General features: G+C 68.2%; 14 protein-coding genes and 1 pseudogene. 8 read left to right on the top strand and 7 right to left on the bottom strand.

Annotation, left to right across the window (positions count from 1 at the left end):
- The first annotated feature begins 96 nt into the window (after window positions 1-96).
- Window positions 97-1,404: a pentapeptide repeat-containing protein gene (locus tag M6G65_RS30370; RefSeq protein ID WP_250104318.1), complete on the top strand. Its 1,308-nt coding sequence runs from the start codon at window positions 97-99 to the stop codon at window positions 1,402-1,404.
- A 30-nt stretch (window positions 1,405-1,434) separates the two neighbouring features.
- Here M6G65_RS30370 and M6G65_RS30365 read toward each other — a convergent pair whose 3' ends face one another.
- The gene (locus tag M6G65_RS30365; protein ID WP_210032511.1) at window positions 1,435-1,905 is read right to left on the bottom strand and encodes a MarR family winged helix-turn-helix transcriptional regulator; all 471 of its coding nucleotides are present in this window, start codon (window positions 1,903-1,905) and stop codon (window positions 1,435-1,437) included.
- 114 nt (window positions 1,906-2,019) lie between these two features.
- Window positions 2,020-3,473: pseudogene (gene selA, locus M6G65_RS30360) on the bottom strand (L-seryl-tRNA(Sec) selenium transferase).
- 198 nt (window positions 3,474-3,671) lie between these two features.
- On the opposite strand from selA, the gene M6G65_RS30355 reads away from it, so the two are divergent.
- The 4 genes from M6G65_RS30355 (at window position 3,672) to M6G65_RS30340 (ending at window position 7,647) form a co-directional block, all read left to right on the top strand.
- Window positions 3,672-5,102, top strand: a complete 1,431-nt coding sequence (locus tag M6G65_RS30355) for a mannose-1-phosphate guanylyltransferase/mannose-6-phosphate isomerase (protein ID WP_250103260.1) — start codon at window positions 3,672-3,674, stop codon at window positions 5,100-5,102.
- Window positions 5,103-5,233: 131 nt separating this feature from the next.
- Window positions 5,234-6,247, top strand: coding sequence for an SDR family oxidoreductase (locus M6G65_RS30350; protein ID WP_238194920.1), 1,014 nt, complete (start codon window positions 5,234-5,236; stop codon window positions 6,245-6,247).
- Window positions 6,248-6,259: 12 nt separating this feature from the next.
- Window positions 6,260-7,159, top strand: coding sequence for an alpha/beta fold hydrolase (locus tag M6G65_RS30345; protein ID WP_238194919.1), 900 nt, complete (start codon window positions 6,260-6,262; stop codon window positions 7,157-7,159).
- A 287-nt stretch (window positions 7,160-7,446) separates the two neighbouring features.
- Window positions 7,447-7,647 carry a hypothetical protein gene (locus M6G65_RS30340; RefSeq protein WP_238194918.1) on the top strand — a complete coding sequence of 67 codons (201 nt, stop codon included), beginning with the start codon at window positions 7,447-7,449 and terminating at the stop codon, window positions 7,645-7,647.
- 41 nt (window positions 7,648-7,688) lie between these two features.
- Here the strand turns inward: M6G65_RS30340 and M6G65_RS30335 are convergent, their stop codons facing one another.
- On the bottom strand, window positions 7,689-8,117 hold the full coding sequence (locus tag M6G65_RS30335; RefSeq protein ID WP_238194917.1) for a cupin domain-containing protein: 429 nt from the start codon (window positions 8,115-8,117) through the stop codon (window positions 7,689-7,691).
- Window positions 8,118-8,215: 98 nt separating this feature from the next.
- Between M6G65_RS30335 and M6G65_RS30330 the strand changes: the two genes are divergently transcribed.
- Window positions 8,216-8,839, top strand: a complete 624-nt coding sequence (locus M6G65_RS30330) for a ribonuclease D (protein ID WP_238194916.1) — start codon at window positions 8,216-8,218, stop codon at window positions 8,837-8,839.
- Between the two features lie 170 nt (window positions 8,840-9,009).
- Here the strand turns inward: M6G65_RS30330 and M6G65_RS30325 are convergent, their stop codons facing one another.
- Window positions 9,010-9,648 carry a VOC family protein gene (locus M6G65_RS30325; protein WP_238194915.1) on the bottom strand — a complete coding sequence of 213 codons (639 nt, stop codon included), beginning with the start codon at window positions 9,646-9,648 and terminating at the stop codon, window positions 9,010-9,012.
- Window positions 9,649-9,712: 64 nt separating this feature from the next.
- Here M6G65_RS30325 and M6G65_RS30320 point away from each other — a divergent pair, with 64 nt between their 5' ends.
- Window positions 9,713-10,009 (top strand): hypothetical protein, encoded by a 297-nt coding sequence (locus M6G65_RS30320; protein ID WP_238194914.1) that lies wholly within the window; start codon window positions 9,713-9,715, stop codon window positions 10,007-10,009.
- Window positions 10,010-10,040: 31 nt separating this feature from the next.
- Here the strand turns inward: M6G65_RS30320 and M6G65_RS30315 are convergent, their stop codons facing one another.
- The 3 genes from M6G65_RS30315 to glnA form a co-directional block, all read right to left on the bottom strand.
- Window positions 10,041-10,319, bottom strand: a complete 279-nt coding sequence (locus tag M6G65_RS30315) for a hypothetical protein (protein ID WP_238194913.1) — start codon at window positions 10,317-10,319, stop codon at window positions 10,041-10,043.
- 1 nt (window position 10,320) lies between these two features.
- A complete protein-coding gene (locus M6G65_RS30310) occupies window positions 10,321-10,965 on the bottom strand; it encodes an RNase A-like domain-containing protein (RefSeq protein ID WP_238194912.1) in 645 nt (214 codons plus the stop codon).
- 167 nt (window positions 10,966-11,132) lie between these two features.
- On the bottom strand, window positions 11,133-12,542 hold the full coding sequence (gene glnA, locus M6G65_RS30305; RefSeq protein ID WP_250103259.1) for a type I glutamate--ammonia ligase: 1,410 nt from the start codon (window positions 12,540-12,542) through the stop codon (window positions 11,133-11,135).
- 337 nt (window positions 12,543-12,879) lie between these two features.
- On the opposite strand from glnA, the gene M6G65_RS30300 reads away from it, so the two are divergent.
- Window positions 12,880-13,914: a glutamine synthetase beta-grasp domain-containing protein gene (locus M6G65_RS30300; protein WP_250103258.1), complete on the top strand. Its 1,035-nt coding sequence runs from the start codon at window positions 12,880-12,882 to the stop codon at window positions 13,912-13,914.
- Window positions 13,915-14,093 lie beyond the last annotated feature (179 nt).

Genomic DNA, 14,093 nt, shown 5'->3' with positions numbered 1-14,093 from the left:
AGCGTCTGGCGCGCGGTCGCTCCTTCCGGCAAGGAACGATCATGGACCAGTGCGACCCCACCCGACGCGCGACCGGACACTTACGCGGATCCGCGTCTGCTCGCACTCCTGGACCGGATCGCGGCCGAGACGCCCCTGCGGGCGCCGGGACTGGATCTCTCGCATCTGCGGGCGTGCCCCGATGTGCTGTCCGCGGAGGCGGGGACCGCCGATCCCGAGTCCGGCGGCCTGCCGCTCACCGAGGCCGATCTCTCCGGCGCCCGGATGGAGGAGGCCGACCTCGCCGGGGCGAATTTGCGCCGGGCCACGCTCCGCGGCGTGGTCGGGCGCTCGACCCGCTTCACGGGCGCCATCCTGGAGGAGGCAGACCTCTCCGAGGCGGACCTGTCGGGCGCGGATTTCACCGGGACGGTCGCGGGCCAAGTGAAGTTCGCCGGCGCCATGCTGGAGGATGCGCGCTTCGGCCAAGCCGCGATGCGGTTCGCCGACCTGTCCGGCGCGCTTCTCGACGGAGCGGATTTCGCAGGCGCCGATCTCTGGGGCACGGATTTCTCCGGCGCGGACGCCGACGACACGGTGTTCCGCGAGGCCCGCCTGGACGAAGCCAAGCTCGCGGATGCCAACCTCACCCACGCGGATTTTGCCGGCGCCAGCCTGACGAAGGCGAGTCTGGCGGGCTCGCGGCTGCGGGGGGCGAATTTCACCGGGGCGAAGCTCGACGGGGCCGACCTGTCGGGGGCCGATCTGTCGGATACCGATCTGGTGCGCTTGAATCTCGCCACCTGCCGCCTCCGGCACGCCCGATTCTCCGGCGCGTGGCTGAACGGCACGCGGATGAGCGTCGAGCAGCTCGGCGGCGCGGTCGGCGAGGAGGTGGCCGGCGCCTACGAAGCCGCACAAGCGAGCTATCTGGCCCTGGAGCAGAACTGGAAGAGCATCGGCAGCCACGACGCGGCGAGCTGGGCCTACAAGCGGGGCCGCCGGATGGGACGTTTCCATGCCGGGCGGCAGGCGCTGGCGGCCTGGACCGAGCGGGACTGGACCGGCGTTCTGCGGCACGGCTACCGCTGGACCGCCGACCGTTTCGCCGAGTGGCTGTGCGATTACGGCGAGAGCCTGTCGCGCATCGCCCGGGCCTTCGCCCTGCTGATCGTCGTGTTCGCGGGTCTCTACGGGCTGACCGGCGGCCTGTTCATCCTGGACGGGCCGGAGGCGGGCCCGACCTACAATCCCCTCGATCTCTTGAGCTACAGCGCGCTCAACATGATGACCGCGAACCCGCCGGAGATCGGATTGAAGCCCACCGGCCGCGTCACCAACCTGCTGGTCGGCCTCGAGGGCGCGGTCGGCATCATCCTGATGGGGCTCTACGGCTTCGTCCTGGGCAACCGCCTGCGCCGATGATGGGAGGCTGCGGCCCGCTGCGCGGAGCCGTCACTCGCCCACACTCAGGCGGTCGATGACGAGGCTCAGGTCCTTGCGCAGGGCGCGGATCTCCGGCTCGCTCAGTTCGAGCTGGCACATCACGCTCTCACGGACGGAGACGGCCTCGGAGCGGAGTGCCGAGCCCTTCGGCGTCAGCGCGATCTCGACCTCGCGCTCGTCGGACTGACGGCGGGTGCGGAGCAGGAAGCCCGCGCTTTCCAGCCGCTTCAGCACCGGCGTGAGGGTCCCGGAATCGAGCCGCAGCCGCCGGCCGATCTCGGAAACCGTGACGCCGTCCTGCTCCCACAGGACCAGAAGGACGAGATATTGCGGATAGGTCAGGCCGAGCCGCTCTAGGAACGGGCGGTACGATTTGGTCATCCGGTGCGCGGCCGCATACAGCGCGTAGCAAAGCTGATTATCCAGGAGGAGCGGGTCCGACTCTCGCTCCGCCTCTAACGTGTCGGCAGTGTACGCCATATCGTTCGCCCATCGCGGTCCAGGCACCGCCACTCTCGACCGCGACCGCGGGTCTGTCATCATACCATAACACGCGAAGCCGGCGCACAAGGTCCAGCCGAGCGTTACGATTTCCTAACAACCGGGTTGGGATCGTGACTCACTATTTGGCGATGCGAGCGCCGCGAGTGTGTCGAGGAGCCCGGTCTCGTCCTCCAGGGTCCGAAGGTCGAGGACGATCGTGTCGTCGGTGATCCGGCCGATCACCGGTATCGGCAGCCCGCGCAGGCGCTCGGCCAGCCGCTTGCACCGACCGCCGGCGCCGCGCCGGCCTGGTCCGCCCCCGGATCCGGATGGAGAACCAGCGCGGCGCTGGGCAGGGTCTCGACCGGCAGGGCGCCGGAGCCGATCTGGCTGATGCACGCTGCCACCGAGACTGTCGCGCTGCCGGCGAGCCGCTGCGCCACCGCGGGCGCGAGCCGCTCCGCCTGCTCGGCGATCGCCGCGCGGTCGCGGGTCAGCAGCCGCAGGGTCGGCAGTTCCGCCCGCAGCCGCTCCGGGTGGAGATAGAGGCGCAGCACCGCTTCAAGGGCCGCGTAGGTCATCTTGTCGACACGCAAGGCCCGCTTCAGCGGGTTCTTGCGCACGCGAGCGATCAGGTCCTTCCGGCCGGCCACGATGCCGCATTGGACCGCACCGAGGAGCTTGTCGCCGCTGAACGTCACCACGTCGGCCCGCGCCAGGGCCGCCCGGACGGTGGGCTCGGCCGGAAGGCCGTAGGCGGTGAGATCAACGAGACTGCCGCTGCCGAGATCGTCGGCAAGCGGCACGCCGCGCTCGCGGCAGAGGGCGTGCAGGGCGGCCGGGTCGGCGGCGGCGGTGAAGCCCGCGATCGCGTAATTGCTCGGATGCACCTTCATCACCAGGCCGGTACGCGGGCCGATCGCCTCCGCGTAGTCGCCCAGATGCGTGCGGTTCGTGGTCCCGACCTCGCGGAGACGGCATCCGGCGCGGATCATGACGTCCGGCACCCGGAAGGAGCCGCCGATCTCCACCAGCTCTCCGCGCGAGACCACCACCTCCTTGCGCATGGCGAGCGCGTTCAGCACCAGCAGGACCGCGGCCGCGTTGTTGTTCACCACCACCGCGGCCTCCGCACCGCTCAGGCGGCAGATCAGGCCCTCGACGTGGTCGTCCCGCTCGCCCCGGGCCCCGGTTCCCAGATCGAATTCCAGGTTGCTCGCCTGCACCATCACGGCGGCGACCGCATCGGCGGCCGAACGCGGCAGCAGGGCGCGACCGAGATTGGTGTGGAGCACGGTCCCGGTGAGGTTGAACACAGGCCGCAGGGAGGGGCGTCGCGCGGCGGCGAGGCGCGCGCACGCGGCAGCCCGGATCTCCGGCTCGTCCGGCACCGGGCCACCCGCGGCGCGGAGGTCGGCCAGCACGGCCCGGATCGCGTCGGTGAAGGCTGTCCGCCCATAGGCTTCCAGATCGGCCGCCGCCGTACTGCCGACCAAGCGCTCGACGGATGGCATCCGGCGGGGTGTTCCGGCGGCGCTCGGGTGGATCTGGGCGGATGAGCTCATGCAGACGCACAGATAACGATCCGCCGGCTCCGGGCCAGTCCGGAAGCACGTGGACAATCCGCGCAGGATTGTTCCGCCCCGGGTCCGACGTTAAGGCCACATCCGGAAAACGGTCGCCGATGGCGTGCCAAAGCCTTACCAAGCGGCCCGGGGCCAGGCCATGCGGGCCGCCCGCCGATCCTATCGGGAGACGTCACCATGTCCCGGTCCTCTGCTGTCATCCACCCGATGATCCTGTGCGGCGGGACGGGGACTCGGCTGTGGCCGGCCTCGCGGGAGAGCATGCCCAAGCAGTTCGCCCGGCTGGTGGACGCAGAACGCTCGACGTTCCAGGCGACGCTGGCACGGGTGTCGGACGCGGCCGTGTTCGCGAAGGCGACCGTGATCGCCTCGGCCGAGGCCCGGTTCATCGTCGCCGAGCAGCGCGACCAGCTCGGCCTTGCCGCCGACATCCTGCTCGAGCCGCAGGGGCGCGACTCGGCCGCCGCGGTCGCGGTGGCGGCGCTGCACGCGGCGGCCACCGACCCGCAGGCGGTCGTGCTGATCATGGCCGCCGACCACGTCGTGCCCGACACCGCCGCCTTCGTGGACGCCGTGGTGCGCGCGTCCGCCGGCGCGCGGGCGGGCTACACCATGACACTGGGCATCGAGCCGGACCGCCCCGCCACCGATTACGGCTACATCCGCCGCGGCGAGCCGATCGCCGAGGCGCCGGGCGCCGCCCGCGTCGCCCGCTTCGTCGAGAAGCCCGACCGGGCCGGCGCCGAGGCGCTGATTGCGGAGGGCGCGCTGTGGAACTCCGGCTACTTCCTCTTCCGCGCCGACCTGATGCTGGCCGAGCTGGAGGCGTTCGTGCCGGACGTGCTCGCGGCCGCGCGCGCGGCCCTGGAGGCCGCGGTCACCGACCTCGACTTCGTGCGCCTCGATGCGGCGGCCTTCGCCCAGGCCCCCAAGATCTCGATCGACTACGCGGTGATGGAGCGGACCGCCCAGGCCGGCGTGCTGCCGGTGTCGTTCCCCTGGTCGGATGTCGGCACCTGGGACGCGGTCTGGCAGGTCCTGGACCACGATGAGGCCGGCAACGCGGTGCGGGGCCGGGTGTCGCTGATCGAGACGAAGAACAGCCTCGTCCACAGCCAGGGCGACGGCGTCACCGCTGTGGTGGGCCTGGAGGACGTGGTGGTGGTGTCCACGCCCGACGCGGTGCTGGTGGCCTCGAAGGCGCGCTCGGGGCAGGTGAAGGAGCTGGTGACCGCGCTGCGGGCGAAAGGTGAGCCGGAGGCGGATGCGCATCTGCGGATGTACCGGCCGTGGGGCTGGTACCAGCGGATCGACCTCGGCGAGCGGTTCCAGGTGAAGCGGATCCAGGTGGTGCCGGGCGGCCGCCTGTCGTTGCAGAAGCACTACCACCGGGCAGAGCATTGGGTGGTGGTGCGCGGCACCGCCGAGGTGACGATCGACGAGCGGGTGGTTCTGGTCCACGAGAACGAGGCGGTCTACCTGCCGATCGGGTCGATGCACCGGCTGGCCAATCCGGGGAAGATCCCGCTGGAGCTGATCGAGGTGCAGGTCGGCTCCTATACCGGCGAGGACGACATCATCCGCGTAGAAGATATCTACGGGCGCTGACCGAAAACGCGCCCTGCGACGCAAACACCCTCCCGGTATCCGGAACCATGACGCCCTCCCGGTGAATAGCAGGGTGTGCGGTCGCGTCCCTCGCGGATGGCAGCCGCATATCGAAACACCGGGGGAGACTCATGAAGCACAAGCCGCTCCGCGAGCAGGTCATCGTGATCACCGGCGCATCGTCGGGCATCGGGCTGGCCACGGCGCGGATGGCGGCCGAACGCGGCGCCCGCGTCGTCATGGCGGCGCGCAGCGGCGACGCCTTGGCGCGCATCCGGGCCGAGATCGAGGGGATCGGCGGCAAGGCGATCGACGTGGTCGCCGATGTCGGCCGCCGGGCGGACGTCCAGGCCGTCGCCGATCGCGCGGAGGCGACGTTCGGCGGCTTCGACACCTGGGTGAACGTCGCCGGCGGCTCGATCTACGGCCGGCTGCGCGAGATCAGCGACGCCGACCATGAGCGGCTGGTCCAGACCAACTTCTGGGGCACGGTCTACGGGTCGCTGGTGGCGACCGAGCACCTGCGCCAGCATGGCGGCGCGCTCATCAACGTCGGCAGCATCGCGTCGGACCTCGCCTTCCCGTTCCAGGGAATGTACGCGGCCTCGAAGCACGCGGTGAAGGGCTTCACCGACGCGTTGCGCATGGAGCTGATGTACGAGAAGGCGCCGGTCTCGGTCACCCTGATCAAGCCGGCCTCGATCGATACCCCCCTGCCCCAGCGCGCGCGCAACTACATGGACCGCGAGCCGAGCCTGCCGCCGCCGATCTACCCGCCCGAAGAGGTCGCAAACGCCATCTTGCACGCGGCGGTGCACCCGCAGCGCGACATCTTCGTGGGCGGCGCCGGCAAGGCCTTCACGGCCGGCAAGGAGTTCGCGCCCGGCGCCTACGACTATCTCGCCCCGGCGATCATCGCGCTCCAGAAGCGCGCGAGCGCTCCCCGCAATCCGGATGGGGCCCTGCACGCGCCGGTGGCGGCGGGCGAGATGCGCGGCGACCCGCCGCTCCCCGTCATGCGGACCAGCGCGTACACCCGGGCGACGCTGCACCCGCTCGCAGCGGCGGCAGGCCTTGTCGGCATCGGTGCGGCCACCGCACTGGCGGTTCTCAGCAACGCGCCCGGTCGCCGTCGGCCTCTGTAGTTGATCCGCGTGGTGGACACTCTGCCCGGTCCGGGCCGACCTGCGTCGGACGCGCCACGCGACCCGCGGGTCGTCCCGCGCCGGATCGTTCAGCTCTCCGAAGACCGAACCATCGCCTACGCGGAAACCGGGCGCGGCCCTGATCTCGTGGCGATCCACGGCACGCTGATGTGCCTGGAGGACATGTGGCTCGGGCCGGTGCCGGCGCTGGCGGAGCACTTCCGCGTGATCGCGGTCGATCGCCCGGGCCACGGCTTCAGCCTGCGCCCCCGCGGACGCGCGGGTGATCTCTGGGATCAGGCCGCCCGGATCCGGGACGCGGTGCAGCGCCTGGATGTGCACCGTCCGGTGATCGTCGGTCACTCGTTCGGCGCGGCGGTCGCGCTCGCCTACGGAATGCTTCACCCGGAGGAGATTGCCGTCGTCGTCGCCGTCGCACCGATCTGCTTCCCCGAGCCCCGCCTGGAGCACGTGCTGTTCGGCCCCCGGGCGCTGCCGTTCGGCGGCGATCTCCTGTCCAAACTCCTGAGCGCCGGAAGCGACAAGGCGCTGCTTCCGCTGCTCTGGAACGCGATGTTCTTCCCCAAGGCGATGCCGGACACGTTCGCCCGCCGCTTCCCCTTCGACCTCGCCGCGCGGCCCGCGCAGATCACCGCCGAGGGCGAGGATGCCGGATGGCTCTGGCCGGCGCTCACGCGCAGCGTTCTATCCTACCCGACCGCGCGCGCACCGGTGCGTTTCGTGTGCGGCAGCGCCGATCTCGTCGTGAACACGTTCGTCCACGGGCGGCGCGCCGCCGGCCTCATGCCGTCGGCCACGTTCCAGCTCCTGCCAGCAGCCGGCCACATGCTGCACCATTTTCACGCCGACGCGGTGGTGCGTGCGGCGTTGTCCCTGCGTCCTGCGGCGTAGGTCTGCCGGCGCTCCGGCTCTCTCGCGTGCCGCTGCGTCCACGGCGTGGCGCGATCCGAAAACCTCGGCCCGACCCGGGCGCGATGCCGCGTCTCAGGTATGATCCACGCGGGGCAGCGCGACCCTGCGCGTGACCGCAAGCGCCCGAATGGCTGCCTGTGCTCTGCGGGGATAGCGGGCACAAGCCTTCACTTAGCCGACACAGGTTGTTGCGCAGGCCAAGCCATTAACACGCCGCGATTTTTCGCGGTGCATCATCGAAGTATGACGTAGCTCGCGAGCCCGCCATGCACTTCAAGATTCGCGCGACCGGCCGGCATCTCTGGACCTGGGTGCTTCTGGACGACACCGAGGCGACGGTCGCCGAGTCGGACCGGTCGTTCCCGACGCAGACCCAGGCCTCGGCCGCCGCGATGGCGTTCGCGCAGCTCGTGGCGCGGGCGGGCCGATCGCTGAACGCGGGGTCGCCCGGGGGCAGCCTGATCTGACCGGATCCTCCGGTCCCTCGTCGTGTGGACGGCCTGGACAGCTATGCGCGCGGCGTCGGCCGCCAGTCGGGCGCGGCCATCTCGAAGCCCGCGAAGTCGAAGCCCGGTGAGACCGTGCAGCCCACGAGCGTCCAGGCCCCAAGGCTGGTGGCCGTCTGCCAATGGCCGGCGGGCACCACGCATTGCGGTCGCTGCCCGGCGGCGAGATCCGGCCCGAGATGTTGCGCGGCGGCGTCATGGCCGTTGGGGCTCGTGGTGATCACCAGCGGCGCGCCGGCATGCCAGTGCCAGATCTCGGCGGCGTCCACCCGGTGCCAGGCCGAAACCTCGCCGAGATCGAGCAGGAAATAGATCGCGGTTCCGACGGAACGGCCGTCCACGGTCCTCGGATCGCGAAAGGTCTCGCGGTAGTGGCCGCCTTCGGGATGGGGCTTCAGCCCGAGCATCGCGATCACCTCGGCTGCCGTCATGTCCGCCTCTCCGTCCTCGGGCCGGGCGCGAATTGCCTCGGGCTTGCCGGCACTTGGCACCGATGGTACCGGCCGAAAACCCTCAAGGTCCGAAAAACATGCCGAGCCCCACCGTACGCCTCCATCGCGGCGACCTGCCCGCCACCTACGACGCGGGCCGCGCGGTCGCCATCGACACCGAGACGCTCGGGCTCAATCCGCACCGCGACCGGCTCTGCGTGGTGCAGATCTCCACGGGCGACGGCACCGCCGACGTCGTGCAGATCCCGCAAGCCGGCCCGGAGCCGGTCGTGCTCAAGCGCGTCCTGGCGGATCCGGACGTGCTGAAGATCTTCCACTTCGCCCGGTTCGACGTTGCGGTCCTGTACAAGGCCTTCGGGGTGATGCCGCAGCCGGTCTACTGCACCAAGATCGCCTCGAAACTCGCCCGCACCTACACCGACCGGCACGGGCTCAAGGATGTGGTCCGCGAACTCGTCGGCGTCGATCTGTCCAAACAGCAGCAATCCTCCGACTGGGGCGCCGAGAACCTGTCTCAGGCGCAGCTCGACTACGCGGCCTCCGACGTGCTCCACCTCCACGCCGCCCGCGAGAAGCTCGACGCGATGCTGGCTCGCGAGGGCCGGACCGACCTCGCCGCTTCCTGCTTCGCCTTTCTGCCGACCCGGGCGCGCCTCGACCTCGACGGCTGGCCCGAGACCGACATCTTCGCGCACACGTGACGTCGTTTCGGCGGGATCCGGCGCGATTCCCGTGCGGGGTGAGCCTTTCCTGCCACCGCATCGCGGAACGCCGCTGCTAGGTTGCCCGTGCCGCGGCTTTCGAGTCTCGGCCGTGCCCTCCTCGCCGGTCACTTTCCCGATCAGGCCGGCGAGGAGGGTCCGTCGATGGCTCAGGTCAGGATCCGGGCGCCGGAGGGCGTCGTGATCCGTGCGCTCCAGCGCGGGCCGGGGCCTTTCACGAGCTTCGGAGGATCGGCGAGGCCGAGCGCGGCGTGAAGCGCCGCCACGCCGTCCGGCTCCGGATGCGTCAGGACGATGGCTTCGAGGCGGGCGCCGAGATCCGGCATCGACGCGGCAGGGTTCCCGTGCGGCCCCCAATCCATCACGTACGGCACGGCACCGTCCGCCGGCCAGGCCCCGTCCGGACGCACGCCGAAGCGCCACGCCAGGGCGCCGCGGGTCATCGTGGCCGCCTGCCCGAGCAGGGCGTCATGGGCGGCGAGCACGCCGTCGAGGTCGTCGGTGCGGGCGACGAACCCGCGCAGCCGCCGGCCCGAATCCCAGTCCGCCCGCACCTGCGCGGCGTCGCCGAGGCCGAACCAGCGGGCACGGGTCGGGACGGGTGCCTCCGGATCGACGGCGATCACCTCCAGGAACGTCGCGTCGCCGAGGCGCAGCAGGTGGTTGCGGGTGCCCATCTCCCAATGGCGACCGCCCTCCGGCATGGTGAGGCCGAGGCAGTCGCGGACATGCGCGACGCCTTCCGCAAGATCCGGCGCGACGACGGCGAGGTGGTCGAGGGTGAGCATGCGTGCATCCGCCGTCTTGGATGATTGAGACGCTGCCGTGTAACAGGCCCTTCCGCAGGTCGAGATGGACCTGGGCCAGAAAGCGCCTCAGATCGTCCGGGCCGCGGAAACGCCAATCCGTGCAGGCTTTGGCCCAGAGTTTCATCTGTTCATCCGGCGTCAGGTCGCTTTTGAGGGCCGCACCCATGAAATCACGCAAGCGGCGGCGATCCTCACCTTTGAAGCCAGTGAGTATCGCGGCAGTGGCTTCCTCCAACGACCCGTACAGATAGTCGATGCTCTGATTGAATTGCTCACCGAAGCGGATGAATTCCGGTGTCGCAGGCAAACGCCCCGACTTCCGCCGCGCCCGGTTCCGTAGCTTCGTCCGCCGGCTCACGGCTGCTCTCGCGTCATAACTTGTCCCGCACCTTTCTGAGGAAGGCTCTGAGTGCGGCACCATCGTGGAACACGACATCAGCAGATGACGACCACCACAGTTTTCTTAGTTCTTCGTCAGCAATCTGATCGCTGGTAATCAAATCTAGATATTTCCGCAAATTTGTTCGCTTGCCTTCATCTTTCAGGGGAGACAATACGGTTTCAATCATTTCTTCTTCGCTGGATACATCGTCCAAAAGGTCCTGATAGAATTGCAAACTAAGCTCAAGAAATTCAGCCGATAGTTTCATCTCAGTCTCCCTCCGTTAAAGGATAGGCGGTTCGTATGCGGAACCCTCGCGGAGAGGTGGGATCATGTCTTGATTCGATGCCGACACTGCGTGTGTTGCGCATGTAGACGACGCCATCGTCTGTGCTGTAGGCCTCCCTTCCAGTTTTATAATCGAACGATCTAGTAATAAATTTGCGATCATCTAAGCCCGATGCGACGCGATCAACGGCCTCTTTGTTGGACTTGAGGGTCTGATTCACCAGATCGTTGGCCGATTCGATAGAATCAAAGCTCCCATCTCTCTTCATTCCTCCATCGACAATCCAAGAACGCGACTGAGATTTTCGCAAGCGTTCGAACAATTCGTCGTCGGATTTGCCGACGTGCTTCCCGAGAGTGTGCCCACCTCGACCTTCCTCAGCTTTCAGATCGACTCTGTACTTCTGATCGTCACTGCCGACGAGGATAAAATGCGCATCGTTGCCGACTGCAACTTCTCCAATGCCGCCCTCATTTGTCCACTGACCACCGTCTGGTTGGCCAGCCGGCACGCGTGGTTGGCCGGGATTGTAGGCGTAGAGTACGAGTCCGAGTCGAAGTAGCTTTACCTCTACGCTAAGGGCTACGAGTTGCCACTGCATCCGGGCGACGAAGATCTCTTTCAAGCACATGGATCATCCTCGCCATAAGCGTAGGGCCTATGATAGGATGATCTTCTTATAAGTGAGCAATGTTCTTGATTTGTTCCAGTTCTGGGGAGGGACGCGGGAGAGAGACACGGCCATCACCGGTCACAATCGGGGGCCGGGCTCGCGCCCGGTCCCCGCTCGCCTCACAGCGAGTAGTACTGCACGAACTCGATCGGGTGCGGCGTCATCTCGTAGCGCAGCACCTCGGTCATCTTCAGCTCGATGAACGAGTCGATCTGGTCGTCCGAGAACACGCCACCCTCCTTGAGGAAGGCCCGGTCCTTGTCGAGGCTGGCGAGCGCTTCGCGGAGGGATCCGCACACGGTCGGGATCTTCTTCAGCTCCCGCGGCGGCAGCTCGTACAGGTCCTTGTCCATGGCCGGGCCCGGGTCGATCTTGTTGCGGATACCGTCGAGGCCGGCCATCAGCAGCGCCGAGAAGGCGAGGTAGGGGTTCGCCATCGGGTCGGGGAAGCGGACCTCGACGCGCTTGGCCTTCGGGCTCTTGGTCCACGGGATGCGGCAGGAGGCCGAGCGGTTGCGCGCCGAGTAGGCCAGCAGCACCGGCGCCTCGTAGCCCGGCACTAGGCGCTTGTACGAGTTGGTCGACGGGTTGGTGAAGGCGTTCAGCGCCTTGGCGTGCTTGATGATGCCGCCGATGTACCACAGGCACTCCTGGGAGAGGCCGGCGTACTTGTCGCCCGCGAAGACCGGCTTGCCGTCCTTCCAGATCGACTGGTGGACGTGCATGCCCGAGCCGTTGTCGCCGTAGACGGGCTTGGGCATGAAGGTCGCCGACTTGCCGTAGCTCTGCGCGACGTTGTGGATGCAGTACTTGTAGATCTGCATGTGGTCGGCGAGCAGGGTCAGCGTGTCGAACTTCATGCCGAGCTCGTGCTGGGCCGAGGCCACCTCGTGGTGATGCTTCTCGACCTTCACGCCCATGGACTGCATGGCCGCGAGCATCTCGCCGCGCATGTCCTGCGCCGAATCCTGCGGCGGGACCGGGAAGTAGCCGCCCTTGGTCTGGACCCGGTGGCCGAGATTGCCGCCCTCGTAATCGGTGAAGCCGTTGGTCGGCAGCTCGGTGGAGTCGAGCTCGAAGCCGGTGCGGTACGGGTCGGCGCCGAACTTCACGTCGTCGAACACGAAGAACTCGGCCTCGGGGCCGACATAGATCGTGTCGCCGATGCCGGTCTGCTGCAGATAGGCCTCGGCGCGCTTGGCGGTGCCGCGCGGGTCGCGGCCGTAGGGCTCACCGGTGGCCGGCTCCAGCACGTCGCAGACGATCGACATGGTCGCGGCCGAGAAGAACGGGTCCAGCGTGGCGGTCACCGGATCCGGCATCAGCAGCATGTCGGATTCGTTGATCGCCTTCCAGCCGGCGATCGACGAGCCGTCGAACATCGTGCCCTCGCCGAAGATCTCCTCGCCGATGAGCGACACGTCGAACGTGACATGCTGCCACTTGCCGCGCGGGTCGGTGAACCGGAAGTCCACGTAACGCACGTCGTTGTCCCGGATCGTCTTCAGCACCTCGGCCGCAGTGGTCATCGTGGGCATCCTCCAGGGATCTTCGAAAAACGTCTCTCGTGGCGCACCCGCACGCGGTCAGGTGCGCAAGCAAGCGGGGCTTGATATCCGGCGCGGGCGTGCCTTGCCACCCGCCGGGGGCCGGAATCGGCTGTCGGATAGAACGATCCGCCCGCGATCCCGCGCGATCTCGAAAGCGTGATCGCGCACGGGCGTTTTTAGGGCATCGTTGTTCCCCGGCAATGGCCCGCCTGGCACGATCCATGCGAAGGCGGCCCCGGCCGTCGATGAGGCGGCAAGCCGTTCGCGTCTGCCCGGGTTGCCCAGGTCGCGCATTGATACGGACGAGAGAACCGGAATGACCAAATATAAGCTCGAGTACATATGGCTCGACGGGTACACGCCGACCCCGAATCTCCGCGGCAAGACGCAGATCAAGGAATTCGATAGCTTCCCGACCCTCGAGCAGCTCCCGATGTGGGGCTTCGACGGCTCGTCCACGAAGCAGGCCGAGGGCGGCAGCTCCGACTGCATGCTGAAGCCCGTGCGCCACTTCCCCGACCCGGCCCGCAAGAACGGCGTGCTGGTGATGTGCGAAGTGATGATGCCGGACGGCGTGACGCCGCACGAGTCCAACAAGCGCGCCACCATCCTGGACGATGCCGGTGCCTGGTTCGGCTTCGAGCAGGAGTACTTCCTGTACAAGGACGGCCGCCCGCTCGGCTTCCCGACCTCCGGCTACCCGGCGCCGCAGGGCCCGTACTACACCGGCGTCGGCTACTCGAACGTCGGCGACGTCGCCCGTAAGATCGCCGAGGAGCACCTCGACCTCTGCCTCGATGCCGGCATCAACCACGAGGGCATCAACGCCGAGGTGGCCAAGGGCCAGTGGGAATTCCAGATCTTCGGCAAGGGCTCCAAGAAGGCCGCCGACGAGATGTGGATGGCCCGCTACCTCCTGCAGCGCCTCTGCGAGAAGTACGGCATCGACGTCGAGTACCATTGCAAGCCGCTCGGCGACACCGACTGGAACGGCTCGGGCATGCACTGCAATTTCTCGACCGCCTTCATGCGCGAGCATGGCGGCAAGGCCTACTTCGAGAAGCTCATGGAGGCGTTCAAGAACGCCCGCGAGGAGCACATCGCCGTCTACGGTCCGGACAACCACATGCGCCTGACCGGCAAGCACGAGACCGCCTCGATCCACGAGTTCTCGTACGGCGTGGCCGACCGTGGCGCCTCGATCCGCGTGCCCCACTCCTTCGTCAACAACGGCTACAAGGGCTACCTGGAGGACCGCCGTCCGAACTCCCAGGGGGACCCCTACCAGATCGCCTCGCAGGTGCTGAAGACGATCACTTCCGTGCCGACCGAGGCCGCTGCAGCCGCGTAAGACGCGGGGGGAGCCCTGGGCTTCCCGGTGCCATCAACGAAGCCGGGCCCTCGGGTCCGGCTTCGCCCTTTCTGGGACAGGGAAGAACGTGGCCGACAGCAGGGCGGCCGCGACCCGCGCCGTCATTTCGGGACGCAACAGGCGAGCCCGGAACTCAGAATCGCCGCGGGTGCAAAGTC

The sequence above is a fragment of the Methylobacterium tardum genome (genome assembly GCF_023546765.1).
Taxonomy (GTDB): Bacteria; Pseudomonadota; Alphaproteobacteria; order Rhizobiales; family Beijerinckiaceae; genus Methylobacterium; species Methylobacterium tardum.
Note: the sequence above shows the minus strand (reverse complement) of the source record. Positions and strands in the feature narration are given on the sequence as shown.

What these genes read in the sequence shown, in the direction of transcription:
- M6G65_RS30365 (WP_210032511.1), bottom strand. Translation starts at nt 1,905, where the DNA reads ATGGCGTACACTGCCGACACGTTAGAGGCGGAGCGAGAGTCGGACCCG.
- M6G65_RS30355 (WP_250103260.1), top strand. Translation starts at nt 3,672, where the DNA reads ATGTCCCGGTCCTCTGCTGTCATCCACCCGATGATCCTGTGCGGCGGG.
- M6G65_RS30350 (WP_238194920.1), top strand. Translation starts at nt 5,234, where the DNA reads ATGAAGCACAAGCCGCTCCGCGAGCAGGTCATCGTGATCACCGGCGCA.
- M6G65_RS30340 (WP_238194918.1), top strand. Translation starts at nt 7,447, where the DNA reads ATGCACTTCAAGATTCGCGCGACCGGCCGGCATCTCTGGACCTGGGTG.
- M6G65_RS30335 (WP_238194917.1), bottom strand. Translation starts at nt 8,117, where the DNA reads ATGACGGCAGCCGAGGTGATCGCGATGCTCGGGCTGAAGCCCCATCCC.
- M6G65_RS30330 (WP_238194916.1), top strand. Translation starts at nt 8,216, where the DNA reads ATGCCGAGCCCCACCGTACGCCTCCATCGCGGCGACCTGCCCGCCACC.
- M6G65_RS30325 (WP_238194915.1), bottom strand. Translation starts at nt 9,648, where the DNA reads ATGCTCACCCTCGACCACCTCGCCGTCGTCGCGCCGGATCTTGCGGAA.
- M6G65_RS30320 (WP_238194914.1), top strand. Translation starts at nt 9,713, where the DNA reads ATGGACCTGGGCCAGAAAGCGCCTCAGATCGTCCGGGCCGCGGAAACG.
- M6G65_RS30315 (WP_238194913.1), bottom strand. Translation starts at nt 10,319, where the DNA reads ATGAAACTATCGGCTGAATTTCTTGAGCTTAGTTTGCAATTCTATCAG.
- glnA (WP_250103259.1), bottom strand. Translation starts at nt 12,542, where the DNA reads ATGACCACTGCGGCCGAGGTGCTGAAGACGATCCGGGACAACGACGTG.
- M6G65_RS30300 (WP_250103258.1), top strand. Translation starts at nt 12,880, where the DNA reads ATGACCAAATATAAGCTCGAGTACATATGGCTCGACGGGTACACGCCG.